The 26,733-nt window shown below is 71.6% G+C and carries 21 protein-coding genes and 1 pseudogene; 15 read left to right on the plus strand and 7 right to left on the minus strand.

Features of this window, described 5'->3' with window-relative positions:
- Positions 1–104: 104 nt before the first annotated feature.
- The 4 genes from IF11_RS0105295 to IF11_RS0105310 form a co-directional block, all read right to left on the minus strand.
- Positions 105–1,046: a carbohydrate ABC transporter permease gene (locus tag IF11_RS0105295; protein WP_240628004.1), complete on the minus strand. Its 942-nt coding sequence runs from the start codon at positions 1,044–1,046 to the stop codon at positions 105–107.
- Positions 1,043–2,131: a carbohydrate ABC transporter permease gene (locus IF11_RS0105300; RefSeq protein WP_030350235.1), complete on the minus strand. Its 1,089-nt coding sequence runs from the start codon at positions 2,129–2,131 to the stop codon at positions 1,043–1,045. The genes IF11_RS0105295 and IF11_RS0105300 overlap by 4 nt, the downstream gene beginning before the upstream one ends.
- Before the next feature lie 80 nt (positions 2,132–2,211).
- Positions 2,212–3,459, minus strand: a complete 1,248-nt coding sequence (locus IF11_RS0105305) for a sugar ABC transporter substrate-binding protein (RefSeq protein WP_030350236.1) — start codon at positions 3,457–3,459, stop codon at positions 2,212–2,214.
- A 106-nt stretch (positions 3,460–3,565) separates the two neighbouring features.
- Positions 3,566–4,612 (minus strand): LacI family DNA-binding transcriptional regulator, encoded by a 1,047-nt coding sequence (locus IF11_RS0105310; RefSeq protein WP_030350237.1) that lies wholly within the window; start codon positions 4,610–4,612, stop codon positions 3,566–3,568.
- A 155-nt stretch (positions 4,613–4,767) separates the two neighbouring features.
- Between IF11_RS0105310 and IF11_RS0105315 the strand changes: the two genes are divergently transcribed.
- The 11 genes and pseudogenes from IF11_RS0105315 to argF all read left to right on the plus strand — a co-directional run bounded on the left by IF11_RS0105315 (position 4,768) and on the right by argF (position 18,374).
- Positions 4,768–6,861 (plus strand): amylo-alpha-1,6-glucosidase, encoded by a 2,094-nt coding sequence (locus tag IF11_RS0105315; protein WP_030350238.1) that lies wholly within the window; start codon positions 4,768–4,770, stop codon positions 6,859–6,861.
- Between the two features lie 239 nt (positions 6,862–7,100).
- Positions 7,101–7,505 (plus strand): cell division protein SepF, encoded by a 405-nt coding sequence (locus IF11_RS0105320; protein ID WP_030350239.1) that lies wholly within the window; start codon positions 7,101–7,103, stop codon positions 7,503–7,505.
- 55 nt (positions 7,506–7,560) lie between these two features.
- Positions 7,561–8,706, plus strand: coding sequence for an AAA family ATPase (locus IF11_RS0105325; RefSeq protein ID WP_030350240.1), 1,146 nt, complete (start codon positions 7,561–7,563; stop codon positions 8,704–8,706).
- Positions 8,703–9,053, plus strand: coding sequence for a nucleotide pyrophosphohydrolase (locus IF11_RS0105330; protein ID WP_030350241.1), 351 nt, complete (start codon positions 8,703–8,705; stop codon positions 9,051–9,053). Before IF11_RS0105325 ends, IF11_RS0105330 begins: the two co-directional genes overlap by 4 nt.
- A gap of 144 nt (positions 9,054–9,197) precedes the next feature.
- Positions 9,198–9,698 (plus strand): annotated as a pseudogene (locus IF11_RS38500) (DUF6099 family protein); the annotation flags it as partial.
- Positions 9,699–9,810: 112 nt separating this feature from the next.
- Entirely contained in the window at positions 9,811–10,734 is a 924-nt protein-coding gene (locus IF11_RS0105340; protein ID WP_030350243.1) for an LLM class F420-dependent oxidoreductase, read from the plus strand.
- Between the two features lie 117 nt (positions 10,735–10,851).
- A complete protein-coding gene (gene mmuM, locus IF11_RS0105345) occupies positions 10,852–11,754 on the plus strand; it encodes a homocysteine S-methyltransferase (protein WP_030350244.1) in 903 nt (300 codons plus the stop codon).
- A 110-nt stretch (positions 11,755–11,864) separates the two neighbouring features.
- On the plus strand, positions 11,865–13,424 hold the full coding sequence (locus tag IF11_RS0105350; protein ID WP_030350245.1) for a 3' terminal RNA ribose 2'-O-methyltransferase Hen1: 1,560 nt from the start codon (positions 11,865–11,867) through the stop codon (positions 13,422–13,424).
- Positions 13,421–15,982 carry a polynucleotide kinase-phosphatase gene (locus tag IF11_RS0105355; protein WP_030350246.1) on the plus strand — a complete coding sequence of 854 codons (2,562 nt, stop codon included), beginning with the start codon at positions 13,421–13,423 and terminating at the stop codon, positions 15,980–15,982. Before IF11_RS0105350 ends, IF11_RS0105355 begins: the two co-directional genes overlap by 4 nt.
- A gap of 63 nt (positions 15,983–16,045) precedes the next feature.
- Positions 16,046–17,278, plus strand: coding sequence for an arginine deiminase (locus IF11_RS0105360; protein ID WP_030350247.1), 1,233 nt, complete (start codon positions 16,046–16,048; stop codon positions 17,276–17,278).
- Positions 17,279–17,357: 79 nt separating this feature from the next.
- Positions 17,358–18,374 (plus strand): ornithine carbamoyltransferase, encoded by a 1,017-nt coding sequence (gene argF, locus IF11_RS0105365; protein WP_030350248.1) that lies wholly within the window; start codon positions 17,358–17,360, stop codon positions 18,372–18,374.
- A gap of 12 nt (positions 18,375–18,386) precedes the next feature.
- Here the strand turns inward: argF and IF11_RS0105370 are convergent, their stop codons facing one another.
- Positions 18,387–18,797, minus strand: a complete 411-nt coding sequence (locus IF11_RS0105370; RefSeq protein ID WP_030350249.1) for an ATP-binding protein — start codon at positions 18,795–18,797, stop codon at positions 18,387–18,389.
- A 362-nt stretch (positions 18,798–19,159) separates the two neighbouring features.
- Between IF11_RS0105370 and IF11_RS0105375 the strand changes: the two genes are divergently transcribed.
- Both IF11_RS0105375 and IF11_RS0105380 read left to right on the plus strand, forming a co-directional pair.
- Entirely contained in the window at positions 19,160–19,993 is an 834-nt protein-coding gene (locus IF11_RS0105375; RefSeq protein WP_030350250.1) for an enoyl-CoA hydratase family protein, read from the plus strand.
- A complete protein-coding gene (locus tag IF11_RS0105380) occupies positions 19,993–22,284 on the plus strand; it encodes a bifunctional salicylyl-CoA 5-hydroxylase/oxidoreductase (protein ID WP_030350251.1) in 2,292 nt (763 codons plus the stop codon). The genes IF11_RS0105375 and IF11_RS0105380 overlap by 1 nt, the downstream gene beginning before the upstream one ends.
- Here the strand turns inward: IF11_RS0105380 and IF11_RS0105385 are convergent.
- Positions 22,271–23,113: a PaaX family transcriptional regulator gene (locus tag IF11_RS0105385; protein ID WP_030350252.1), complete on the minus strand. Its 843-nt coding sequence runs from the start codon at positions 23,111–23,113 to the stop codon at positions 22,271–22,273. The two genes, IF11_RS0105380 and IF11_RS0105385, sit on opposite strands and share 14 nt — an antisense overlap.
- A 9-nt stretch (positions 23,114–23,122) precedes the next feature.
- On the minus strand, positions 23,123–24,823 hold the full coding sequence (locus IF11_RS0105390) for an AMP-binding protein (RefSeq protein ID WP_030350253.1): 1,701 nt from the start codon (positions 24,821–24,823) through the stop codon (positions 23,123–23,125).
- Between the two features lie 99 nt (positions 24,824–24,922).
- Between IF11_RS0105390 and IF11_RS0105395 the strand changes: the two genes are divergently transcribed.
- Entirely contained in the window at positions 24,923–26,110 is a 1,188-nt protein-coding gene (locus IF11_RS0105395; protein WP_030350254.1) for an acyl-CoA dehydrogenase family protein, read from the plus strand.
- Positions 26,107–26,505, plus strand: coding sequence for a RidA family protein (locus tag IF11_RS0105400; RefSeq protein ID WP_030350255.1), 399 nt, complete (start codon positions 26,107–26,109; stop codon positions 26,503–26,505). The genes IF11_RS0105395 and IF11_RS0105400 overlap by 4 nt, the downstream gene beginning before the upstream one ends.
- Positions 26,506–26,733 lie beyond the last annotated feature (228 nt).

A 26,733-nucleotide genomic window follows, 5' to 3' on the forward strand; every position in this document is an offset into this window, starting at 1 on the left:
CCTCTTCGGCGCAGTACGCGACCGCCCCGTCGCCGTACCCGGCGACGGGGCGGTGCCGGAGCTGTACTCCGGCGGTCCTTCCGCTACTCCCTGACCGCTCCTGACTACTCCTTGACCGCGCCCGAGTTGGCGCCGTTGACGAAGTAGCGCTGGAAGCAGAAGAACAGCGCGGCCACCGGCAGGGTGGAGAGCAGCGCCGCCGCCAGCTTCAGCGGATACTGCGTGCCGCCGCCGAGACCGCCCGAGACGAAGCGGGCCAGACCCGTGGTGAGCGTCTCGTACTGACCGGACTGGGTGGCGACCAGGAAGTGCGTGAACTCGTTCCACGATCCCTGGAACGACAGGATCGTCAGCGTGATCAGCGCGGGTCTGGCCATCGGCAGGACGACGGACCAGAAGATCCGGAACACCCCCGCCCCGTCGACCCGCGCGGCCTCCTCGACCTCGCGTGGCACCGACTCGAAGAACTGCTTCATGATGAAGATGCCCGCCGCGTCCACCAGCAGCGGCAGGATCATGCCGGTGTACGTGTCGAAGATCCCGAAGGTGTTGAGCACCAGGAACTTCGGGATGAGCAGGGCCACGCCGGGCACCGCCATCACCGCGAGCACGAAGCCGAACAGCAGCGAGCGGCCCCGGAAGCGCAGCCGCGCCAGCGCGTACCCGGCCATCGAGTCGAACAGCACCCGGCCCGCGGTCACGATCACCGCGACCAGCGCCGAGTTGGAGAGCCAGCGCAGGAAGGGCACCCCGTCCGCCGACTTGCTCAGCCCGAACAGCCGCTCGTAAGCCGCTGTCGTGGGAGTGGTCGGCAGCAGGGAGAGCGGATTCGCCGCCGCGTCGGGGTCCGTCTTGAAACCGGTCACCAACTGGAGGAGGAACGGCAGCAGATAGAGCAGCGCCACCCCCACCACCAGGGCGTACCCCACCACCCGCCATGGGACCGGGAACCGTCCCAGGACCGGCGGACGGGCGGGGTTGCGCGCGGCGCGCCGGAGCCGGGCCCGCTCGACCCGGTCGCGTACGGCCGTACCACCGGCGCTCATCGCTTCCTCCCCTTACGTGCGCCGCGCTCCCGCAGGGCCCAGCGCTGGAACGCGGTCAGACAGAGGATCAGGGCGAGCAGGACGAACGCGATCGCCGCGCCCTGGCCGAAGTCCGCGTTGTCGAAGCCCGCGGAGTACGACAGGAACGCGGGCGTGAGCGTCGTATTGCCCGGGGCGCCCTGGCCCATCACATACACCTGGTCGAAGACCTGCCAGGTGGAGATCAGCCCCAGCGTGAGCACCAGGAACAGCACGGGACGCAGCGCGGGAAGCGTCACGTACCGCAGCAGCTGACGGCGGTTGACCCCTTCCAGGGCCGCCGACTCCTCCAGCTCCCGGGGGATGTCCTGGAGCGCCGCGAGGAAGATCAGCATGAACGTGCCGGAGGTCGTCCAGACGGCCAGCAGGATGATCGTGCACATCGCGATCGAGGGGCCGGACAGCCACTCGAACCACGAGAGCCCCATGAAGGAGTGGTCCGCCAGCATCCCGGAGGGCCGCTCGGGATCGACGATCCCGAGGCCGCCCAGGATCAGGGAGAGCACCCCGCGCGGGTCCGCGAACCAGTTCGGTCCCTTCACCCCGATCCACGACAGCAGGGAGTTGACGGCCCCGCTGCCCTGGAAGAGGAAGAGGAAGACCGTGGAGACGGCGATGGAGCTGGTGACCGACGGGAAGAAGAAGGTCGTACGCAGCGCACCGCGCGCCCGCAGCAGCTTCTGGTTGACGATCAGGGCCAGGCCCAGCGCCAGTCCGGTCTGCAGCGGCACGGTCAGCAGGACGTAATAGGCGTTGTTGCGCAGGGCGGTCGCGAAGAGGGTGCGGTCGAGACCGTCCTGTGTGAACAGCGTCCGGTAGTTGTCCAGACCCACGAAGTCGGCGTCGCCGCTGAACGGGTTGGACTGTCCGTCCCAGTGCAGCAGGCTCACCCACAGCGCCATGAGGATGGGCAGCACCAGGAAGAGTCCGAGGACCAGCACCATGGGGCTGACGAACAGCCAGCCCCAGGTGCCTTCCCGGCGCTGGTCCCCGCGACGGCCCGCGCGCGGGGCGCGGGCACGGGCCGTCGCGGTCGTACCGGTCACACCGGGCGTGTCAGGTTCGCCCGGTGTGCCGGTCGATCGGTGTGCGCGGTGCGCGCGCACAGTACGGAGGGGCATGGGGCTCAGTTGCCCTTCGCGATCGCCTGTTCGCCGTTGCGCTGGAGGTCGGCGAGGATCTTCTTCGGGTCGGCCGTACGCAGCGACTGGAGGTCGGTGTTGAACTGGCTCAGCACCTTGTCGAAGCCGGCGATCGTGACCGGGCCCTGCGCGTACGCGCTGCCGTCCACCCAGGCCTTGGCCTGCGGAGTCTTCTCGGCATACGTCTTGAGCGCGCTCGTCCGCGACGGCATGACACCGAACGCGTCGGCGAAGGCGAGCTGCTGTTCGGCGGAGGTCAGGTGCTTGACGAGGTCGACGCTCGCGGCCTGGTGGGTGCTGTCGGCGGCGATGCCCCAGCAGGTGCTGAAGGCGAGCGTGCCCTCGCCCTTCGGACCCGCCGGCAGCGGGGCGACGGCGTACTTCACGTCCGGGTAGTCGAGCTTCATGCCGCCGTCGAGCCAGTTGCCCTCGATGGTCATCGCGGCCTTGCCCTTGCCGAGCGCCTCACCGCCCCAGCTGGTGTCCACCTGCTTGGCGAACTTCATCGAGCCCGACTTCAGCATCGACTGGACGAAGGCGAGACCCTCGGCGTTCTCCGGGGTGTCGGCGGTCATCTTCTTCTGGTCCGCGTCGGTGAGCCAGCCGCCCGCCTGCTTCATGAAGACACCGAGGCGCTGGTACTCGTCGCTGGTCACCAGGCCGGTGACGCCATTGGCGGTGAGCTTGTCCGCGACGCTCCGGAGATCCTTCCAGGTCTTCGGGTAGTCCTTCTCGGTCAGCCCGGCCTTCTTCCACAGGTCGGAGTTGATGGCGAGACCGAGGGTGGAGGTGTCCTTGGGCAGGCACATCTGCTTCCCGCCGTACGAGAACGACGAGAGCAGCTGCTCGGAGAAGTCCGAGGCGTCGGATATCTGGTCGCCGTACGCGTAGAGCGAGCCGCCCTTGGAGTAGTTCGCGAACTGGTCGGAGTTGACGTAGAAGACGTCCGGCGGCTTGTGCCCGGCGAAGGACTGCGCCAGCTGCTGGTTCATGTCCTTGGCGACCTCGACGGTCACCGTGTTGCCGGACTTCTTCGCGTACGAGGCGGCGGCGGCCTTCACCGCCTGGGTCTCGGCGTCACCCGAGGTGGCGATCAGGACGGTCAGCTTCTGCTTCTCGGCCTTGTCCTGCGCCTGGTCCTTGCCACTGTCGAAGTTGGACGAGCAGCCGGTGGCGGCCAGGAGCGCCGCGCAGGTGACGAGTGCGGCGGCGGCGGCCGTGCGGGTGACCATGAATTCCTCCAGTAGAGATGAAACGTGCGGCTCAGTAGCCCGGGAAGGGCGTGCTGGGATTCGGTGGCCCGGGAGCGTTCTTCGCCCCGGGCGCTGGTGTGCGCGGTCAGCTTCCCGGGGCGGGTGTGCTGTCGCGGACGACAAGGGACGGTTCGAGCAGGACACGCTCGGGCGGGGCACCGGGCTCCGACATCCGGGCGAGCAGCAGGCGTACGCACTCGCGGCCGGCGGCCTCCAGCGGCTGGGCGACGGTGGACAGACCGGGCGAGAGCAGGGCGGCGGTGGGGGAGTCGTCGAAGCCGATGACGGCGACGTCCTTGCCCGGCGCGGCCTTCCGCTCGCGCAGCGCCTGGTAGCAGCCCAGCGCGAGCATGTCGCTGGCGGCGATCACGGCCGTCGCCCCCGTGTCGAGCAGCGGTGCCACGGCGGCCCGCGCCGAGGCGGTGTCGTCGACGCTCTGCGCGCGCCGGCCGCGTACCGGCAGACCGTGCCGGCGCATGGCGCGCTGCCAGCCCTCGGCCCGGTCGTCACCGACACCGGAGCCGCGCGGCCAGCCGAGGAACGCGATTCTGCGATGCCCCAGCGCCACCAGATGCTCGACCGCGGCGTCCGTGCCCGAGGCGCCGTCGACATCCGCCCAGTCGCCTATCTGCCGGCCCGACCACATCCGGCCGAAGCCCACGAACGGTATGCCGCGCTTGGTCAGCCAGGCCTGACGGGGGTCGCCGCGGTCGGTGCCGCTGAGCACGAACCCGTCGACGCTGTGCAGATCGATCAGCTCCTCGTGCCCGTCCAGACTGGCGTTGCCCGGCGGCGAGGCGAACAGCAGGATCCGGTAGCCGGCCTCGTCGGCCGCCTGGGACAGCGCGTGCAGGAAGCGGTCCATGACCGGCGCCGAGTTCCCCGGCGCGGGACGAATGCCGTAGCCGATCAGCTTGCTGGAGCGGGTACGCAGCGTCTGCGCCGCCCGGTGCGGGCGGTACCCCATCTCGTCGATGGTGCGCTGAACCCGCTCCAGCGTCTCGGAGCGCAGCAGTTCGGGCGAATTGAGGGCATTTGACACCGTCTGTGGAGAGACTCCGGCGCGCCGCGCGACCATGGCCAGGGTCACTGGACCGGCCTTGGGCGAGGGCGCGTTGGGGGAGCGGGGCATGACTGTCTCCGGAACGGTTTGTGCGATTCGACGAGTTGATTGGAGCGTTCAAATGCCATTGTCAACGAGCTGAAGTCGTCGTTAGGGTTCTTGGAACGCTCCAATGACTGAGAGGTTCTGCTCTGTTGTCCACTACTGTCAAGACCCACGACACTATGAACTCCGTCGCAGCCGCGGTCCCCTCGGCCGAGGGCCTCCAGCCGTTCCTGCACGACGCCTGTGTGACGCTGTACGCGCCGAGCTTCGCGATATCCCACGCGGACGGACAGATCGACGGCGGCGCCGAAGGCTTCTACCACGCCGACAGCAGAGCGCTGGCCCGGCTGACGGTCGAGGCCGACGGGATCGCGATCGCGCCGGTACGCGGAGCCCTTGACGGTGCGGACCGGGCGGCCTTCCGCGGAGTGCTGCGCGGCCTCGGCGAGGAGACCCCGGACCCGGCGGTCACCCTGCACCGCAGGCGGCGCGTCACCCCCGGGCGGCTGGAGGAGACCCTCGAAGTCTCCAACGCGGGACGGCAGAACGTCTCCGTCCGGCTGATCGTCACCGCCGCCACCGACCTCGCCGCGATGGAGCGCGTCAAGTCCGGGCACACGCAGAGCCCGGTCCCCGCGACCGCCACCGCGGACGGACTCGACTGGTCGAAGGAGGCGTTCGCCGTACGCCTCACCTCCACCCCGGCGCCCGCCGCCGTCGACCCGGCGTCCGGGCGGCTGGAGTACGACATCGAGCTGGCGCCCGGAGCGGTCTGGACCGCCGTACTGCACTGTGACGCCGCGCACGAGGACGGCGACCAGTTCCCCGCCCCGGCGGCGGACAGCGTGCCCTGGCGCACGCCGGTGCTGCGCAGCGCCGACCGGCGCTTCGACCACTGGATCAGCCAGTCGGCCGCCGACCTCGACCGGCTCCGCCTGACCGACTCCGAGGAGCCCGCCGACCAGTTCCTGGCCGCCGGAGCCCCCTGGTTCCTGACTCTCTTCGGCCGCGACTCCCTGTGGGCGGCCCGGATGCTGCTGCCGCTGGGCACCGAACTCGCCGCCGGTACGCTGCGTACGCTCGCGCGCCGCCAGGGCGTGAAGTCCGACCCGGACACCGAGGAGCAGCCCGGCAAGATCCTGCACGAAGTGCGCCGTGGCACCCAGGACTTCCACGACAACTTCTCGCTGCCGCCGTCCTACTACGGCACGGTCGACGCCACCCCGCTGTGGATCACGCTGCTGCACGACTCCTGGCGCTGGGGGCTCGCCCCCGACCAGGTCGAACAGCTGCTGCCGCACGCCGAGTCCGCCCTCGCCTGGATGCGTGACCACGGCGACGCCGGCGGCGACGGCTTCCTGAAGTACATCGACCACACCGGACGCGGTCTGGCCAACCAGGGCTGGAAGGACTCCGGCGACTCCATCCGGCACCGCGACGGACGCCTCGCCACCTCTCCGATCGCGCTGTGCGAGGTCCAGGCGTACGCGTACGAGGCGGCCCGCGGCGGCGCCGCGCTGCTGCGCGCCTTCGGCCGGCCCGGCGCCGACGAGTGGGAGGAGTGGGCCGAGCGGCTCTCCGACCGGTTCCGCAGCCACTTCTGGGTGGAGGACGAGCGGGGCGCCTACCCGGCCGTCGCCCTCGACCGGGACCAGCGGCCGGTGGACTCGGCCACCTCGGGCTTCGGTCATCTGCTGGGTACGGGCCTGCTCAACCACGAGGAGAGCGCTCTGCTGGCCGCCCGGCTCAGCGCGCCCGACCTCGACTCGGGCCATGGGCTGCGCACCCTGAGCAGCGACTCCGTGGGCTACAACCCGTACGGCTACCACATCGGTTCCATCTGGCCGCACGACACCGCGATCGCGGTGCACGGGCTGACCAGGGCCGGGTTCCCGGACGCCGCGGCTGGGCTCTCCGCGGGGCTGCTGACCGCCTCCGCGGGCTTCGACGCCCGGCTGCCCGAGCTGTTCGCCGGCCATGGCTCGGCGACCGATTCGGTGCCCTCGCCGTACCCGGCGTCCTGCCGGCCGCAGGCCTGGGCCGCCGCCTCGTCCGTGATGGTCCTCCAGTCCGCGCTGGGGCTCTCGGCCGACGTCCCCGGCGGCACCCTGACCGTCGCGCCCGCGTTCGCCGAGGCGTACCGGCCGCTGAAGGTGGAGGGTCTCGATGTCGCCGGCGGGCGCCTGGACATCACCGTGGCCGCCGACGGCACGGCGCACATCGAGGCGCCGGCGGGCCTGGAGGTGAAGAGGGAGTCCGTGACGCCCCGTTGAGGTCATGGGAGCGCGGTGTGAGGATGGGGCCCCGACGAGACGGACTCACCCGTCTCGGGGGACGGGGTCCCGTCGGCGGCTCCGGTGGCTCCGGTGGCGCTTCCGTGGTTCTTCGGCGGCGGTTTCCGGTCACGGCCGGCGAAGTCGGTCCTCTGCCGGGCCGTGTCGCTGTTGGGCCGAACGGGTGAGGCGCGGGAGGATGGCCGGATGCAGACACAGTGCACGGGCGGGGTGGTCCGATGAGCCGCTACGGCAGGTACGACGGATACGACGCCACCGATGAGCAGTGGGAGGGCCTGGCCCAGGTCGTTCCGCTGCGCGGCCGCAACGAATGGCCCTCGCGGGTCGATCACCGCACCGTCCCCGAGGACTTCACGGCGGAGAACCGGCGCTTCATCGTGCTGCGCGTGCAGGTGTTCGCGGACGCGCGGGAGGTCGCCGACCATCTGATCGCGCGGATTCCGGTGCTGCTGGATCTGACCGGCGCGGAGCCCGATGTGGCCAAACGCATCCTGGACTTCAGCAGCGGGGTCGTCTTCGGGCTCGGCAGCGGGATGCACCGCGTCGACAAGAACGTCTTCCTGCTGGCCCCGATCGGCACGGAGGTCGAGGGGATCGCGGCGGACGCCGTCCCCCGATCGTAGGAAGGTGGCCGAGGCGTAACGGTTCGGCAGCTTTTGGGCCGCATACGGTCCGGCCATGGAAGCAACCCGCGCGCGTCCCACCATCACCGAACTGCGGCTCTCCGCCTTCACCTCGCACCGCGGAGCGGCTTTTCCCCTGGGCCCCATGACGCTGTTCACCGGAGCGAGCGGCAGCGGGAAGTCCACGGCGCTGCGGGCCTACGAGTCGCTCGCCAGGCTCGGCGCGGGCGCACCCCTCGCCGATGTCTTCCCGGATCCGGTCGCCTGCGTGCCCGAACGGGCCGCGCCCGACGCCCAGGGGCGGCGCGGCTTCCGGATCGGCTGCACCGTCGACGGCCCGGTCGGTCCCGTACAGCTCGACCTCGCCGTCCAGGCCGAGCCCGAACTCCGCATCGTCGGCGAACGGCTGACCGGCCGCGGGCAGACCCTGCTCACCACGGCGCTGCGCGACCCGGGGCGGCCCACCGTCCAGGCGGCCTGGCACACGGCAGGCGCCGTGCCGGTGACCCGGGCCCCGCTGCCCGACGACCGGCTGGGTACGGCGCTGCTCCCGCTGCGGGTGGGGGGCCGTACGGAGGGCGAGTCGCTGGTGCTCGCCGCCGCCGAACAGACCGTGCTGGCCCTGCGGTCCGTCTTCGTCTGCGACCCGCAGCCCCAGCTCATGCGGCATCCGGTGGCCGCCGGACAGGGGCGGCTGCGCCGGGGCTGCGAGAATCTGGCCGCGGTGCTCGACCGGACGCTGGACCGCTCGCACGACGGCTGTGCCCGCCGGCGGGCCCGGCTGGCCGCGGCGGCGCGGGCCGGATGCGCGGGGCCGGTGACCGAACTCGCCGTCGAGCAGCTCGCCGACGGTACGGTACGCGCGCTGCTCGCCCGGGACACCTCGGGCGCCAGGGCGGCCACCCCGGTGAGCCGGCTCGGCGAGGGCGAGCTGAGGTATCTGGCGCTCGCGCTCGTGCTGCTCACCGGTCCTGGCGTACTGGCCGTGGACCAGGCCCCCGAAGTGCCCCCCGCGCTGCGGTCGCTCACCGTCCTCGCGGACGGATTCGACCGCAGCCTGGACCGGCGGCAGGCGCGCGAACTGCTCTCGCTGGCGTCGGCGGTCTGCGCGGAGGGGAGGATCGGGCTGGTCGGGGCGGTCGGGGACGCCTCCTGCGCGCGGGGGGCCGCCGGGGTGACGGTGGTAGACCTGGACCCGTGACGGAACTCGATGTAGCGGGAATGCAGCGCAGACTGGCCCGGTTCGCGGCGGCGCGCGACTGGGAGCAGTACCACACCCCCAAGAATCTGGTGGCGGCGCTGAGCGTCGAGGCGTCGGAACTGCTGGAGATCTTCCAGTGGCTGACGCCCGAGCAGTCGGCGCGGGTGATGGAGGACCCGGAGTCGGCGCACAGGGTCTCGGACGAGGTCGCGGATGTGCTCGCCTATCTGCTCCAGTTCTGCGAGGTGCTGGGCATCGACCCGCTCGCGGCGCTCGCCGCCAAGATGGACCGGAATGAGGTCCGCTACCCGCCCAAGCCCCCGGCGGATGGCCGCGATTCGCCCTGATCGTCACTCTACGGAGTGGGCAAGTTATGCACAACGAGCCTGCTGTCCAGAGATTTCCGCATTGCTCTGGCCTTTCCGTCGCCAATCCCTCACTCTGGGTAGTGGAGTGCGTGGGCAGGATTGTCGTACGAACGGGGGCTGCGGATGGATGCGGAACGGCTCATCGGAGTGAGCCGGCATGCCCTGGCCGGGAGCACGGACGAGTGGGATGTCATCGCGGAGGCCTGGCAGGCGCAGAGCCTCGCCCGAGCGATCGGCGTCCAGTTGGCGTTGAACGGACCGAAGGAGCTGAAGAGCGACGCGCGGGAGCTGGCCGAGGGGGGCGGGCGCGACTGCGGACCACCGTACGGACCGCCCGACGGGCTGTCGGGGTTACCGGACCGTCCGGGGCCGCGCATCGGCCGGATACGGGCGGGACAGCTTTCCGGGGTGGCCGACATCCGGGCGGCCCTGACCGGGCTCGGCGCGCTGCTGGGCGAGGTCGGGATCGCGCTGGTGGCGGTGGCGTGTGCCACGGACGAGGAGGGGATGTACTGGCAGTGCATCGACGCGATCGACGCGGTGGACGAGGCTGGCGACCGGGTAGGCGTGATGCTGCGCCGGCTCGTGGCGCGGGACCGTGAGCGGGAGCGGGAGTGGGCGCGCCAGCGCGAGGAGCGGCAGCTGGGGCTGGAGTGGCAGCGGCAGCGGGAGCGGGAGAGCAGGATCGGCCGGGACGGCAAGGGGGAGCCTTGCCCGAAGGTGCAGGATGGAGGGCATGGATCTTCGAATCTTCACCGAGCCCCAGCAAGGGGCGAGCTACGAGACACTGCTGACCGTGGCCAAGGCCTCCGAGGACCTGGGGTTTGACGCATTTTTCCGCTCTGACCATTATCTGAAGATGGGGTCCGCCGACGGGCTCCCCGGGCCGACGGACGCCTGGATCACCCTGGCCGGGCTGGCCAGGGAGACCAAGCGGATCCGCCTCGGCACGCTGATGACGGCCGGTACGTTCCGGCTGCCGGGCGTGCTGGCCATCCAGGTCGCCCAGGTGGACCAGATGTCCGGCGGCCGGGTCGAACTGGGCCTGGGCGCGGGCTGGTTCGAGGAGGAGCACAAGGCGTACGGGATCCCGTTCCCCAAGGAGAAGTTCGCCCGGCTGGAAGAGCAGCTGGCGATCGTCACCGGCCTCTGGGCGACGGAGACCGGCCGGACCTTCTCCTATGACGGCACGCACTACCAGCTGACCGACTCACCCGCGCTGCCCAAGCCCGCGCAGAGCAAGGTGCCGATCCTGATCGGCGGGCACGGCGCGAAGCGCACACCGCGGCTGACCGCCCAGTACGCGGACGAGTTCAATCTTCCGTTCGCCTCCATCGAGGACACCGAGCGGCAGTTCGGCCGGGTGCGGGCCGCCGCCGAGGCCGTGGGGCGCAAGGCGGACGATCTTGTGTACTCGAACGCGCTGATCGTGTGTGTCGGCAAGGACGACGCGGAGGTGGCCCGCCGGGCCGCCTCCATCGGACGGGAGGTGGCGGAGCTGAAGGTCAACGGGCTCGCGGGCTCGCCCGCCGAGGTGGTCGACAAGATCGGCCGCTATGGCGCCGTCGGCGCGTCGCGGATCTATCTCCAGGTGATGGATCTGGACGATCTCGACCATCTGGAGCTGATCTCCTCGCAGGTCCAGTCCCAGCTGAGCTAGTGCCTCTCCCGGCCATGTCTGCCCGGTCGCGGCACTAGTGGGGCCGGCTGAGCCGGCGGGGCCGGCTGGGCCGGGCCCGGGGGGCTTGTCCCTGCCGTACCGCGTACTGGAGCGATCGTGAAACCCACCCGCACACTCGCCACCGCCCTCGCCCGGGGGACCGTTGTCCTGGACGGCGGGCTCTCCAACCAGCTCGCCGCGCAGGGCTGCGATCTGTCCGACGCCCTCTGGTCGGCGCGGCTTCTCGTCGACAGCCCGGAGCAGATCGAGGCGGCCCACGCGGCGTATGTCCGGGCGGGCGCACGGGTGTTGATCACCTCCAGCTATCAGGCGACGTACGAGGGTCTCGCGCGGCGCGGGGTGTCGCGCGACACGGCGAGCGCGCTGCTGGTCCGCAGTGTGGAGCTGGCGCGCCGGGCGGGCGCGGCGGAGCGGGACGAGGTGTGGGTGGCGGCCTCGGTCGGTCCGTACGGCGCGATGCTCGCGGACGGCAGTGAGTACCGGGGCCGGTACGGACTGTCGGTAAGGGAGCTGGAGCGGTTCCACCGGCCGAGGATCGAGGCCCTCGCCTCGGCCGGTCCCGACGCGCTCGCGCTGGAGACCGTCCCCGACACCGACGAGGCGGAGGCGCTGCTGCGGGCCGCCGCCGGCTGCGGGGTGCCGGTCTGGCTCTCGTACTCCATCGAGGGCGAGCGCACCCGGGCCGGGCAGCCGCTCGCCGACGCCTTCGCCCTGGCGGCGGGCGAGGAGCAGGTGATCGCCGTGGGGATCAACTGCTGTGAGCCGGGGGACACGGACCGCGCGGTCGAGCTGGCCGCCTCGGTGACGGGCAAGCCGGTCGTCGTCTATCCGAACAGCGGGGAGGGCTGGGACGCGGGGGCGCGGAACTGGCGCGGGGACGCCACGTTCGATCCGTCCAGGGTGCGGTCCTGGCAGGCGGCGGGGGCGCGGCTCGTCGGGGGCTGCTGCCGGGTCGGACCGGAGCAGATCGCGGAACTGAGCGCGCTGACCGAGCGCTGACCGGGCGCTGAGCGGGCCGTGACGGCGCGCGGTGCCGATGGCCCCGGCGGGCGCGGAGTCATCGGGAAAACCCCTGGTCGTGGCGGATCCGGCGGGCAATACTCGTTCGGGTGTTCCTGACGATCAGTACGACCGGCACCCCGGAGCGTCCCGCGACCGACCTCGGATTCCTGCTGCACAAGCATCCCGACCGGGCGCAGACCTTCTCCACGTCGCATGGCACCGCCCATGTGCTCTATCCCGAGGCGTCCACCGAACGCTGCACGGCGGCCCTGCTGCTGGAGATCGATCCGGTGGCGCTGGTGCGACGGAGCAAGGGGAAGGGCCGGGGCGGCGCCCCCGACGCGGCCCTCGCGCGGTATGTCAACGACCGCCCCTACGCCGCGTCCTCGCTGCTCGCGGTCGCGCTGAGCACCGTCTTCAAGAGCGCCCTGCGCGGTGTGTGCGCCGCGCTCCCCGAGCGGGCCGCGAGCCCGCTGCCGCTGCGGATCGAGATACCGGCGGTGCCCGCGCGCGGCGGCGCCGAGCTGGTCCGGGCGCTCTTCGGACCGCTGGGCTGGGCCTCGGTACGGGCGGAGCCGGTGCCGCTGGACGAGCGCTTCCCGCAGTGGGGCGACTCACGCTATGTGCAACTCGTCCTGGAGGGCGAGCTGCGGCTCGCCGACGCGCTGCGCCAGCTCTACATCCTGCTGCCGGTGCTCGACGACGCCAAGCACTACTGGGTCGCGCCCGACGAGGTGGACAAGCTGCTGCGGGCGGGCGAGGGCTGGCTGGCCGAGCACCCCGAACAGAAGCTGATCACCAGCCGCTATCTGGCCCGTCGCTGGGGGCTGACCCGGCGGGCCATGGAGCGGCTTGAGCTGGTCAGGCTCGCCGAGGCCGACGACATCGAGGTCGAGGCGATCGACAACGCGGTCGAGGAGACCCCCGACGACACGGAAAGCGCCGAGAACGCCGAGAACGCCGAGAACGCCGAGAACGCCGAGGGCGCCGAGGGCGCGGAAGGTGCCGAGGACGCGCGGCCGAAGGAGGTCTCCCTCGCCTCCCAGCGACGCGAGGCGATCCTCACCGCCCTGCGCGACGCGGGCGCGAGCTCGGTGCTCGACCTGGGCTGTGGCCAGGGCCAGTTGGTGCAGGCGCTGCTGAAGGACGCGCGCTTCCGGCGCGTCGTCGGCGTGGACGTGTCCGTACGGGCGCTCACGATCGCCTCGCGACGGCTCAAGCTCGACCGGATGAGCGAGCGCCAGGCCGACCGCGTCACGCTCACGCAGGGCGCGCTCACGTACACCGACAAGCGGCTGAAGGGATACGACGCCGCCGTGCTGAGCGAGGTCATCGAGCATCTCGACCTGCCCCGGCTGCCCGCCCTGGAGTACGCGGTCTTCGGCTCGGCGCGCCCCGGGACCGTCGTCGTGACCACACCCAACGTCGAGTACAACGTGCGCTGGGAGACGCTTTCCGCCGGCCACGTACGCCACGGCGACCACCGCTTCGAGTGGACCCGCGCGGAGTTCCGCGGCTGGGCCGAGGAGGTGGGACGGCGCCATGGCTACGAGGTGACGTACCGGCCGGTCGGCCCCGACGACCCCGAGGTGGGCCCGCCCACGCAGATGGCCGTGTTCACCCTCACCGGCCCGCTGACCGCACAGAAGGAGGAGAAGGCCGCATGACCAGCACCACCACTGCCACCGACGGCGCCGCTGCCCGGCGCCCCCTGCCGGTGCCCGACCTCTCCCTCGTGGTGCTGATCGGCGCCACCGGCTCCGGCAAGTCCACCTTCGCCCGAAGCCGGTTCAAGCCCACCGAGGTCGTCTCCTCCGACTTCTGCCGCGGTCTGGTGTCGGACGACGAGAACGACCAGAGCGCCACCGGCGACGCCTTCGACGTACTCCACTACATCGTCGGCAAGCGGCTCGCGGCCGGCCGGCTCACCGTCGTGGACGCCACCAACGTCCAGCCCGAGAGCCGCAAGCGGCTGGTGCGGCTCGCCCGCGAGCATGACGTACTGCCCGTCGCGATAGTCCTCGACCTGCCCGAGGAGGTGTGCGCCGCGCGCAACGCGGGCCGCCCCGACCGGGCCGGGATGCCACGCCATGTGATCAAGCGGCACCGCGGCGAACTGCGCCGCTCGCTGCGCGGTCTGGAGCGCGAGGGCTTCCGCAAGGTGCATATCCTGCGCGGCGAGCGGGAAGTGGAGAGCGCCGAGATCGTTCTCGAACGCCGCTACAACGATCTCGCCCATCTCACCGGCCCCTTCGACATCATCGGAGACATCCACGGCTGCCGCTCCGAGCTGGAGACCCTGCTCGGCAAGCTCGGTTACGAGGACGGCGCGCACCCCGAGGGCCGTACGGCCGTCTTCGTCGGCGACCTCGTCGACCGCGGCCCCGACAGCCCCGGGGTGCTGCGCCGGGTGATGGGCATGGTCGCGGCGGGCACCGCCCTGTGTGTGCCCGGCAACCATGAGAACAAGCTCGGCCGCTGGCTGAAGGGAAAGAAGGTCCAGCACACCCACGGACTCGCCGAGACCATCGAGCAGCTGGAGCGTGAGGACGACGCGTTCCGCACCCAGGTGCGGGAGTTCATCGACGGCCTGGTCAGCCACTACGTCCTGGACGGCGGCAAGCTGGTCGTCTGTCACGCCGGGCTGCCCGAGAAGTACCACGGCCGCACCTCGGGCCGGGTCCGCTCCCATGCGCTGTATGGCGACACCACAGGGGAGACGGACGAGTTCGGCCTGCCCGTGCGCTACCCGTGGGCCGAGGAGTACCGGGGCCGGGCGGCTGTGGTGTACGGCCACACACCCGTACCGAACACCTCATGGATCAACAACACCCTCTGCCTGGACACCGGAGCGGTCTTCGGCGGCCGGATGACCGCGCTGCGCTGGCCCGAGCGCGAGATCGTCGACGTACCGGCCGAGCGGGTCTGGTACGAGCCGGCCAAACCGCTGGTCACGGAGGCGCCCGGTGGCAGGGAGGGCCGTCCGCTGGACCTCGCGGATGTTGCGGGCAAGCGGATCGTGGAGACCCGCCACATGGCGCGCCTCGCGGTACGTGAGGAGAACGCGGCGGCGGCCCTGGAGGTGATGAGCCGGTTTGCGGTCGACCCGCGCCTGCTCGCCTATCTCCCGCCCACCATGGCGCCCACCGCCACCTCGGAGCGGGACGGCTATCTGGAGCACCCCGCCGAGGCGTTCGCGCAGTACCGCGCGGACGGCGTCGGACAGGTCGTGTGCGAGGAGAAGCACATGGGTTCGCGCGCGGTGGCGCTGGTCTGCCGTGACGCGGCGGCGGCGCGCGAACGCTTCGGCGTGACCGGGCCGACCGGCGTGCTGCACACCCGTACCGGCAGGCCCTTCTTCGACGACGAGGCCGTCACCGAGGAGATCCTGGACCGACTGCGCAGCGCCGTCACCGCCGCCGGGCTGTGGCGGGAACTCGACACCGAGTGGGTGCTCCTGGACGCCGAGCTGATGCCCTGGTCGCTGAAGGCCACCGGCCTGCTGCGCACCCAGTACGCCGCGGTGGGCGCCGCCGCGGGGGCGGCCTTCCCCACCGTCACGAAGGCGCTCGAAGCCGCCGCGTCCCGGGGCGTCGAGACCGCGGGACTGCTGGCCACCCAGCGTGAACGCGCCGCCGACGCGGCCGCGTTCACCGAGGCGTACCGGCGCTACTGCTGGCCGACAGAGGGGCTGGAGGGCGTGCGCCTGGCACCGTTCCAGCTGCTCGCCGTCCAGGGCCGTAACCTCGCCGGGGTCCCGCACGACCAGCAGCTGGCCTGGCTGGACCGGCTGGTCGAGCACGACCCGACCGGTCTGCTCCAGGTCACCCGCCGGCTGATCGTGGACACCGGCGACGAGGAATCGGTGCGCGGCGGAGTCGACTGGTGGCTGGAGATGACCGGGCGGGGCGGCGAGGGCATGGTCGTCAAGCCGCTCCAAGCGCTCGTACGGGACGGCAAGGACCGGCTCGTGCAGCCGGGCGTCAAGGTACGGGGCCGGGAGTATCTGCGGATCATCTACGGTCCCGAGTACACCCGTCCGGACAATCTCCAGCGGCTGCGCGACCGCTTCCTCGGCCACAAGCGCTCCCTGGCGCTGCGGGAGTACGCCCTCGGTCTGGAGGCCCTGGACCGGTTGGCGGACGGCGAACCGCTGTGGCGGATCCATGAGGCGGTCTTCGCGGTTCTGGCCCTGGAGTCGGAACCGGTCGACCCCCGGCTCTGACAGCCGGACCGGCCTGGACCGTTCGCCGCGTGAACCGTGCTCCATGCGGCGAGGATGGGAGACATGGGATTCCATGTCGACTCCGAGACCGGGCGGCTGCGCCGCGTCATACTGCACCGCCCGGATCTGGAGCTGAAACGCCTCACGCCCGGCAACAAGGACACACTGCTCTTCGACGATGTGCTCTGGGTACGCCGCGCGCAGGAGGAGCACGACGCGTTCGCCGCCCTCCTGCGCGACCGGGGAGTCCAGGTGCATCTCTTCGGCGATCTGCTGAGGGAGTCCCTGGACCTCCCGGCGGCCCGGCGGCTCGTCCTGGACCGGGTCTTCGACGAGAAGGAGTACGGCCCGCTCGCCACCGGCCATCTCCGGGCGATCTTCGACGAACAGCCCACGGACCGGCTGGTCGAGGCGCTGGTCGGCGGTATGACCAAGCGGGAGTTCCTGGAGCAGCACGCGGAGCCGGTGTCCGTACGCTTCCACGCGATGGAGCTGGACGACTTCCTGCTCGACCCGCTGCCGAACCATCTCTTCACCAGGGACACCTCGGCCTGGATCTATGACGGCGTGAGCATCAACGCGATGCGCTGGCCCGCCCGGCAGCGCGAGACCGTGCACTTCGAGGCGATCTACAAGCACCACCCCCTGTTCACCGGGCCCTCCGCCGGGGCCTTCCATCACTGGTCCGAGGGGCAGGACGACTACCCGTCCACCATCGAGGGCGGCGACGTGCTGGTCATCGGCAAGGGAGCCGTACTGATCGGGATGAGCGAGCGCACCACCCCGCAGGCGGTCGAGATGCTGGCGCGCGGGCTCTTCGCGGCCGGTTCCGCCACCACGATCGTGGCGCTCGACATGCCCAAGCGGCGGGCGTTCATGCATCTTGACACCGTGATGACGATGGTCGACAGCGATACCTTCACGCAGTACGCGGGCCTCGGCATGCTCCGCTCGTACACCATCGAACCGGGCGGCGACGGCCGCGAACTGAAGGTCACCGACCATCCGCCGGAGCATATGCACCGTGCCATCGCGGCGGCCCTGGGCCTGGCGGACATCCGGGTGCTGACCGCCACCCAGGATGTGCACTCGGCGGCGCGCGAGCAGTGGGACGACGGCTGCAATGTGCTCGCCGTCGAGCCCGGGGTCGTCGTCGCCTACGAGCGCAATGTCACCACCAACACGCATCTGCGGAAACAGGGCATCGAGGTGCTGGAGATCCCGGGCAGCGAGCTGGGCCGGGGCCGGGGCGGGCCGCGCTGTATGAGCTGCCCGGTGGAACGTGACGCTGTATAGCGATGCAGGTCGTCGTATATAGTTCCAGTGTCCGGTATCTTCCCCACTCTTCGCGACTCGCGCCCCAGGAGCAGCCACCATGGCCATACACCTCGAAGGCCGCCACTTCCTCAAGGAGCTGGACTTCACGGCCGGGGAGTTCCGCGGCCTGATCGATCTGGCCGCGGAACTCAAGGCCGCGAAGAAGGCGGGCACCGAGGTCCAGCGGCTGCGTGGCAGGAACATCGCCCTGATCTTCGAGAAGTCCTCCACCCGCACCCGCTGCGCCTTCGAGGTCGCGGCGGCGGACCAGGGCGCCTCCACCACCTATATCGACCCGGCCGGCTCGCACATCGGGAAGAAGGAGTCAGCCAAGGACACCGCCCGGGTGCTCGGACGGATGTTCGACGGTATCGAGTTCCGCGGGGACGCCCAGGAGACCGTCGAGGAACTGGCCGCGTACGCCGGCGTCCCCGTCTTCAACGGCCTCACGGACGCGTGGCACCCCACCCAGATGCTCGCCGATGTGCTGACGATGACCGAGCACACCGCCAAGCCGCTGACGGAGATCGCCTTCGCCTACCTCGGGGACGCCCGCTTCAACATGGGCAACTCGTATCTGGTCACCGGTGCCCTGCTCGGCATGGACGTACGGATCGTCGCGCCGCGCACCTACTGGCCGTCGGACGACATCCTCGCCCTGGCCCGCGAGGCCGCCGCGAGCAGCGGGGCCCGGCTCACGCTCACCGAGGAGATCGCCGAGGGCGTGGCGGGCGCGGACTTCGTGGCCACTGACGTCTGGGTGTCGATGGGTGAGGCCAAGGCGGTCTGGGACGAGCGGATCGAGGCGCTCGGCCCGTACGCCGTGACGATGGACGTGCTGCGCGCGACGGGCAACCCCGACGTGAAATTCCTGCACTGCCTTCCGGCCTTCCACGACCTGGGCACGGCGGTGGGCCGGGAGATCCATGAGCGGCACGGGCTGACGGAGCTGGAAGTCACCGACGAGGTCTTCGAGTCGAAGCACTCGGTCGTCTTCGACGAGGCCGAGAACCGGCTGCACACCATCAAGGCGGTGCTGGTGGCGACGCTGTCCGCGAGCGGCACCGCCCAGTAGAGCGGCGATGACTCAGATCGCCGGAAGCGTGAACCAGACCGCCTTGCCCTGATCCGTGGTGCGGTGGCCGCAGGCCGAGCTGAGCGTACTGATCAGCAGCAGGCCGCGGCCGCCCTCCTGCCACGGGTCCGGCATCGCCCCCGGGTGCGACAGATTGCCCGGCGGGGCCGGGTCGCAGTCGTGCACCTCGACCTGGCAGCCGGTCGGCAGCAGCTCCACGACCAGCTCGATCGGCTCGCTCCCCAGGGTGTGCTGGATGGCGTTGGCGACCAGTTCCGCGGTCAGCAGCTCCGCCGTGTCGCTGTGCGTCGGCTCCTCCAGATGTGCCAGAGCGTCACGGACGAGGGCGCGCGCGATGGGCACGGCTTCGACCGAGTGGGGCAGCGTGACTCTCCGGGGGGAGGAGTCTGCGGCTTCTGGCATGGCGGGCGGTCCGATCAAGGCACAAGTACGGCCGGGGGGTGCGGGGGTAATTGCTATCACGTTCAAACATACGGAGCGTGAGCGGGTTAACAAGAGGCTCCGGCCTGCCGGGCACGGGACCAATGGCCCTTGCACCTCGGGACCTTTAGCGGCTTACGGGCGGTATCTCGCGGAATTGTCACGGAAGGGACGCGGGCGCATCGCGGGCCTGTCACAGACGTATCGCGTACTCGTGACGGCAGTCACATTTGGGTGATACCTTTTCTTGGCGCTGAAGCCAGCTCAGGCCGCTCAGGCCCTCGGGCCTTCAGGTCACTGAGGCCGCTGAGGCCGCTGAGGTTCGCTGAAGGAGGTCGCACTCCATGAGCCCGTTCACCGGCTCCGCGCCCCGCACCGAGGAGTGGCGCCATCTGCGACTGACCCGGGACCAGGACGTCGGCGTCGCGACCGTCACCCTCGCCCGCCCCGCGAAACTCAACGCGCTCACCTTCGGCGCCTACGCCGATCTGCGCGATCTGCTCGCCGAGCTGTCCCGGGAACGCTCCGTACGCGCCCTCGTACTGGCCGGCGAGGGCCGCGGCTTCTGCTCCGGCGGCGATGTCGACGAGATCATCGGCGCCACCCTCGCCCTGGACACGGCCCGGCTGCTCGACTTCAACCGGATGACCGGCCAGGTGGTCCGGGCCATCCGCGAGTGCCCCTTCCCGGTGATCGCCGCCGTGCACGGGGTCGCCGCGGGCGCCGGCGCCGTCCTCGCGCTCGCCGCGGACTTCCGGATCGCCGACCCCTCCGCGCGCTTCGCCTTCCTCTTCACCCGGGTGGGCCTGTCCGGGGGCGACATGGGCGCGGCCTATCTGCTGCCCCGCGTGATCGGGCTCGGGCACGCCACCCGGCTGCTGATGCTCGGCGAGCCGGTGGCCGCCGCCGAGGCCGAACGCATCGGGCTGATCAGCGAACTCACCGGCGACGGCCGGGCCGACGCGCGCGCCGCCGAGCTGGCCCGCCGGCTCGCGGAAGGCCCGGCGCTCGCGTACGCGCAGACCAAGGCCCTGCTCACCGCCGAGCTCGACATGCCGCTCGCCGCCGCCGTGGAACTGGACGCCGCCACACAGGCGTTGCTGATGAACGGCGCGGACTACCGGGAGTTCCACGCCGCCTTCACCGAGAAGCGGCCCCCGAAGTGGCAGGGCCGCTGATGGCCCGCGTCCCGCGCGTCGCGGTCATCGGCGGTGGACCCGGCGGGCTCTACGCCGCCGCCCTGCTCAAGCGGCTCGACCCCGCCCGCGAGATCACCGTCTGGGAACGCAACGCGCCCGACGACACCTTCGGCTTCGGCGTCGTGCTCTCCGACGAGACGCTCGGCGGTATCGAGCACGCGGATCCGGTCGTCCACCGGGCGCTCCAGGCCGAGTTCGTACGCTGGGACACCATCGACATCGTCCACCGCGGCCGTACCCTCACCTCCGGCGGCCACGGCTTCGCGGCGCTCGGCCGGCGCCGGCTGCTGGAGATCCTGCACGAGCGCTGCGCTTCCCTCGGCGTACGGCTGCGGTTCCGCACCGAAGCGCCGCCCGCCGCCCAACTCGCCACCGCGTACGACCTGGTGATCGCCGCGGACGGGGTCCACAGCCTCACCCGAGCGGCCCACGCCGAGGTCTTCGCCCCCACGATCACCACCCACCGCTGCCGCTATGTCTGGCTCGCCGCCGACTTTGCCCTCGACGCGTTCCGCTTCGAGACCGCCGAGACCGAGCACGGCGTGATGCAGCTCCATGGCTACCCCTACGCGAACGGGGCCGGCGGAGCGCGGAGCACGGTCATCGTCGAGATGCGCGAAGAGGTCTGGCGGGCGGCCGGATTCGAGGACCTCGACGAGCGGCAGTCCGCCGAACGCTGCGCCAAGATCTTCGCGGACGCGCTCGGCGGACGACCGCTGCGCGCCAACGCCTCGTCCTGGACCGCGTTCCGCACCGTGGTCAACGACCGCTGGAGCCACGGCAATACGGTCCTGATCGGCGACGCCGCCCACACCGCCCACTTCTCCATCGGCTCCGGCACCAAGCTCGCCGTCGAGGACGCCCTCGCGCTCGCCGCCTGTATCGAGGAGCGGCCGGAGCTGCCCGACGCGCTCGCGGCGTACGAGAGCGAGCGCCGCCCGGTCGTGGAGTCCACCCAGCGCGCCGCCGCCGCGAGCCTGCGCTGGTTCGAGGAGCTGGCCACGTACACGGACCAGCCGCCGCGCCAGTTCGCCTTCGGACTGCTCACCCGCAGCCGCCGCGTCACCCATGACAATCTGCGGCTGCGCGACCCCGACTTCACCCGGGCGGTGGAGCGGGACTTCGGCTGCCCGCCCGGCACCCCGCCGATGTTCACGCCCTTCCGGCTGCGCGGGCTGACCCTGCGCAACCGTGTCGTCGTCTCGCCGATGGACATGTACTCCGCCGTGGACGGCGTCCCCGGCGACTTCCATCTCGTGCATCTCGGCGCGCGCGCCCTGGGCGGCGCGGGACTCGTCATGACCGAGATGGTGTGTGTCAGCCCGGAGGGCCGCATCACCCCGGGCTGCGCCGGTCTCTACAGCCGGGAGCAGGGCGACGGCTGGCGCCGTGTCACCGACTTCGTGCACACGCGGTCGCCGGGGACGGCCATCGGCGTCCAGCTCGGGCACGCCGGGCGCAAGGGCGCCACGCGCGTGATGTGGGAGGGCATGGACGAGCCGCTGCCCGTGGGCGGCTGGCCGCTCGTCGCCGCCTCACCGCTGCCGTACCGTCCCGGCGTCAGTGAGGTCCCGCACCAGCTCGACCGGCGGCAACTCGACACGATCCGCGAGCAGTTCACGGCCGCCGCCCGGCGGGCCCAGCGCAGCGGCTTCGATCTGCTGGAACTGCACTGCGCCCACGGCTACTTGCTCTCCGGCTTCCTCTCCCCGCTGACCAACCGGCGTACCGACGCCTACGGCGGCTCGCTCACCGCGCGGCTGCGCTTCCCGCTCGAAGTGTTCGACGCCATCCGCGCGGACTGGCCCGACGACCGGCCCATGACGGTCCGGATCTCCGCCACCGACTGGGCGCCCGGCGGTACGACCCCGGAGGACGCCGTCGAGATCGCCCGCGCCTTCGTCGCGCACGGCGCGGACGCGATTGATGTCTCCACCGGCCAGGTCGTCGCCGACGAACGGCCCGAGTTCGGCCGCTCGTACCAGACCCCGTTCGCCGATCTGATCCGTAACACCCTGTCCGTGCCGGTCATCGCCGTGGGGGCCATCTCCTCCTGGGACGATGTCAACTCCCTGCTGCTCGCGGGCCGTACCGACCTGTGCGCGCTCGCCCGCCCCCATCTCCACGATCCGCAGTGGACGCTGCACGCCGCCGGGGCCCAGGGGTACGAGGGTCCGGCCGCGCCCTGGCCGCTGCCGTACCGCGCGGGCAGCCGCCCACCCCCGGCCGGCCGCGCCGGCGACCCGAAGCCGCGCCTCACCCTTCGGTGACCGGCCGCTCCACGAACGCCAGACCCATGTCCCGCAGCCGGGTGTGCAAGCGGCTGAAGACCTCCGCGGAGCGCTCTCCCGGCCAGTTCTCCGGGAGCAGCTCGGCGGGCAGACCGGGGTCCGCGTACGGCAGATGCCGCCAGGAGTCCAGAGCCAGCAGATAGTCGCGGTACGCGTCCTCCGCCGGGCCCGAGCCCTCGTCCGAGCCGGCGCCTCGGCCGTCCCAGGCCCGCAGCACCGGCTCGTGCGCGTCAAGGAACTCCTCGTGCTGGGTGGCGATCGCGTCCAGATCCCACCAGCGGGCCACGGCGTCGGCCGTCGCCTCGAAGCCGAGATGCCGCCCGCTGAACAGATCGACATACGAGTCGAGCCGCAGTCGTCGCAGGGTGTGCCGGGTCTCCTCGTACAGCCGGCCCGGGGCGATCCAGACGCCGGGCGCCGCCGTTCCGAAGCCCAGCCGGCCCAGCCGGGAGCGCAGCAGATGGCGCTTGTGGCGCTCGGACTCCGGGACGGTGAAGACGGCGAGGACCCAGCCGTCGGACAGCTCGGGCGCGGGCCGGGCGTAGATCCTGCGGTCCCCGTCGTCGAGCAGCTGGCGCGCCTCGGCCGACAGCGCGTAACCGGCCGCGCCCCGCGCCGTACGCTCCGGGACCAGCAGGCCACGGCGTTTGAGCCGGGAGACCGAGGAGCGTACGGACGGCGCGTCCACACCGAGGGCCCCCAGCAGACGGATCAGCTCCGCCACGGCGAGGGGGGTGTCGTCCGGGGTGCGCCCGTACGCGCCGTACAGAGTGACGATCAGGGATCGGGGGGTGTGCTGCTCGGCCACGTGATCACTTTAGGCCCTCTCGGAGAGGGCCCCGGCTCCGTCGGGGGCCGGTCCCGGCCCCGGAACCCGCAGCCGGAAGCGCTGGAGCTTGCCGGTGGGGGTACGGGGGAGCGCGTCCAGGAAGACCACCGCGCGGGGGCATTTGTACGGCACCAGCCGCGCCCTGACGAACTCCCGCAGCGCCGCCGCGGTCGTCTCGCCGCGCTCCACGCCGTCACGGACGACGACATACGCCGCGACGATCTGACCGCGCAGCTCGTCGGGGAGACCGACCACGGCCGCCTCGACCACATCAGGATGGGCCAGCAGCGCGTCCTCGACCTGGGGGCCCGCGATGTTGTACCCGGCCGAGATGATCATGTCGTCCGCGCGGGCCACATAGCGGAAGTAGCCGTCGGGCTCCCGTACATACGTGTCACCGGTCAGATTCCAGCCGTCCTGTACATACTCCCGCTGGCGTGGATCGGCCAGATACCGGCAGCCCACCGGGCCGCGCACGGCCAGCAGTCCCGGCTCCCCGTCGGGCACCGGCGCGCCCGAGCGGTCCACGACACGCGCCTGCCACCCCGGCACCGGAATCCCGGTGGTGCCCGGCCGGATCGCCTCGTCCGCCGCGGAGATGAAGATATGGAGCAGCTCGGTCGCCCCGATGCCGTTGATGACCCGCAGTCCGGTGCGCTCCCGCCACGCCTGCCAGGTGGCCGCCGGCAGATTCTCGCCCGCCGAGACACAGCGGCGCAGGGAGGAGATGTCGTACGGGTGCGCGGCCAGCTCGTCCAGCATCAGGCGATAGGCGGTCGGCGCGGTGAACAGGACCGACACCCGGTGCCGGGCGACCGCCGCCAACAGCTGGGCGGGCCGGGCCTGTTCGAGCAGGAGCGCGGAGGCGCCGGCCCGCATCGGGAAGATCACCAGACCGCCGAGGCCGAAGGTGAACCCGAGCGGCGGGCTGCCCGCGAAGAGATCGTCGGGGCCGGGGCGCAGCACCTGTCGCGAGAAGGTGTCGGCGATGGCGAGAACGTCACGGTGGAAGTGCATGCACCCCTTGGGCCGGCCCGTCGTACCCGATGTGAAGGCGATCAGCGCCACATCGTCCGCCGCCGTCTCCACCGCGGTGTATCGCGCCGGCTTGTCGTCCGTCAGCCGCAGCAGATCGTCCGGTGAATCCGCGCCATAGGTCGTGATCCGCAGCCCCGGTATCCCCGCCCGCACCAGCTCGTCCACCGACCTGGTGTCGCACAGGGCATGGCCGACCCGCGCCATCTCGCCCATGGTGGCCAGCTCAGCCGCCCGCTGCTGGGCCAGCACCGTCACGGCCACCGCGCCCGCCTTGAGCACCGCCAGCCAGCAGGCCGCGAGCCAGGGCGTGGTCGGTCCGCGCAACAGCACCCGGTTTCCCGGCACCACACCCAGATCGGTGGTGAGGACATGCGCGATCCGGTCGACGCGGCCGCGTAACTCCCCGTACGTCCAGACCTCTCCGTCCGGCCCGCGGAATGCGGGCCGGTCCGCGCCGAAGCGTTCGACCGTACGGTCCAGCAGCTCGGCCGCGCAGTTCAGCCGGTCGGGATAGCCGGACGAGCCGGACGAGCCGGACGAGCCGGGGGAGTCCGGCGAGGGCGGGACGGGAAGGAGCCGGGGCCACTGGTCCGCGGGCGGCAGATGATCGCGCGCGAAGGTGTCCCGGTGGGCCGATGGTGTCAGCTCCATGGTGCGCCCCCTTGTGGTGGTGGGGTCGTGCATCGAGCGTATCGTGATGATGACGACAGTCAACGGTCCGCGATAGACGCGCTGGAAGTGGGGGCCCGGATGCCCGTATTCTCGCTCGATCCGGTACAGACCGACTGGTGCGCGCGGCTGCGCGCCCTCGCCGTGGAACGGCTGCGCCCGATCGCCGAGAAGGGCGAACCCGGCGCGGTGAACCGTCCGTTGATCGCCGCTCTCGGTGAACTCGGCCTGCTGGAGCGGCTGTTCGGATCCGGGGCGCTGGAACTCTGTCTGCTGCGCGAATCCCTCGCCCAGGGCTGTACGGAGGCCGAGACCGCGCTCGCGCTCCAGGGCCTCGGCGCGTACCCGCTCGTCCTCGCGGGCACCGGCGGGCAGCGCGCACGCTGGCTGCCCGAGGTACGCGCGGGCCGCGCCGTGGCGGCCTTCGCGCTCAGTGAGCCGGGCGCCGGATCCGACGCCGGCGCGCTCGCCCTGCGGGCCGTTCCGGACGGCGAGGGATGGCTGCTGACCGGCGAGAAACGCTGGATCTCGAACGCCCCCGAGGCCGACTTCTACACCGTTTTCGCCCGCACGGACACGGGAGCCGGCACCAGCACCGGGAGCGGTACGGGAGCCGGCACCGGAGCCCGCGGGGTCACGGCCTTCCTCGTCCCCGCCGACCGCCCCGGGCTCACCGGCACCCCGATCGAGATGCTCTCGCCGCACCCCATCGGCGCCCTCGCCTTCGACGCCGTACCCGTGACCGGCGACGATGTCCTGGGCGAGGTGGACCACGGCTTCCGGGTGGCCATGAGCACCCTGAACCTGTTCCGGCCCAGCGTCGGCGCCTTCGCCGTGGGCATGGCACAGGCCGCGCTGGACGCGGCCCTGGAACACACCGCGGAACGCCGGGCGTTCGGGGGCCCGCTCAGCCGACTCCAGTCCGTGGCCCACCAGATCGCGGAGATGGCGACCCGTACCGAGGCGGCGCGGCTGCTGGTGTACGCGGCGGCCACGGCGTACGACACGGGCGCCCCCGACGTACCCCGGCGTTCGGCCATGGCGAAGCTGTTCGCCACCGAGACCGCGCAGTATGTCGTCGACGCCGCCGTCCAGTTGCACGGCGCCCGCGCCCTCCAGCGCGGCCATCCGCTGGAGCATCTCTACCGCGAGGTCCGGGCGCCGCGGATCTACGAGGGCGCCACCGAGGTCCAGCGCACCATCATCGCCAGGGAGCTGTACGGGCCCTCGCGCGGCGAGCGGGGGCGCGAGCGGGGGCGGGACCGATGAGCCTGGAGCGCCTCAACCCCGCCGGGCTCTCGCCCGCCACCGGCTTCTCGCACGCCGTCACGGCCACCGGCGGGCGGCTCGTCCTGCTGGCCGGACAGACCGCGCTCGACGGAACCGGCGCTGTGGTGGGGGCGACCCTTCCCGCCCAGTTCGAGACCGCGCTCGGCAATCTCCTCACCGCGCTCGCGGCGGCGGGCGGCGGGCCGGCGGATCTCGCCCGGGTGACCGTGTACGCCACCGACGTCGCGGACTACCGCGCCCACGCCGCCGAACTCGGCCGGATCTGGCGCCGGCTTGCCGGGCGTGACTATCCCGCGATGGCGGTCATCGGGGTCGTACGGCTCTGGGACGAACAGGCGCTGGTCGAGCTGGACGGTATCGCCGTACTGCCCTGAGGGGGCTGTTCGCGGGGACTCCCAGTTCCCGCGAACAGCCCCCTCGGGTCACTCACCGGTCAGGTCGGGATCGGCTTGGTCCGCGTGCAGTTCTTCCACTCCACCCAGGGGCGGGCGCCGCCGCTCTTCGGGCCGGTGGCGTAGGTCGGGTCGCCGGTGATCGTCTGGTTCTTCTCTTCGTGGGTGATGTCGATGCCGAAGAGTTTGAAGCCGAGGCTGACCTGTCCG

It is taken from the genome of Streptomyces scopuliridis RB72 (assembly GCF_000718095.1).
Taxonomy (GTDB): Bacteria; Actinomycetota; Actinomycetes; order Streptomycetales; family Streptomycetaceae; genus Streptomyces; species Streptomyces scopuliridis.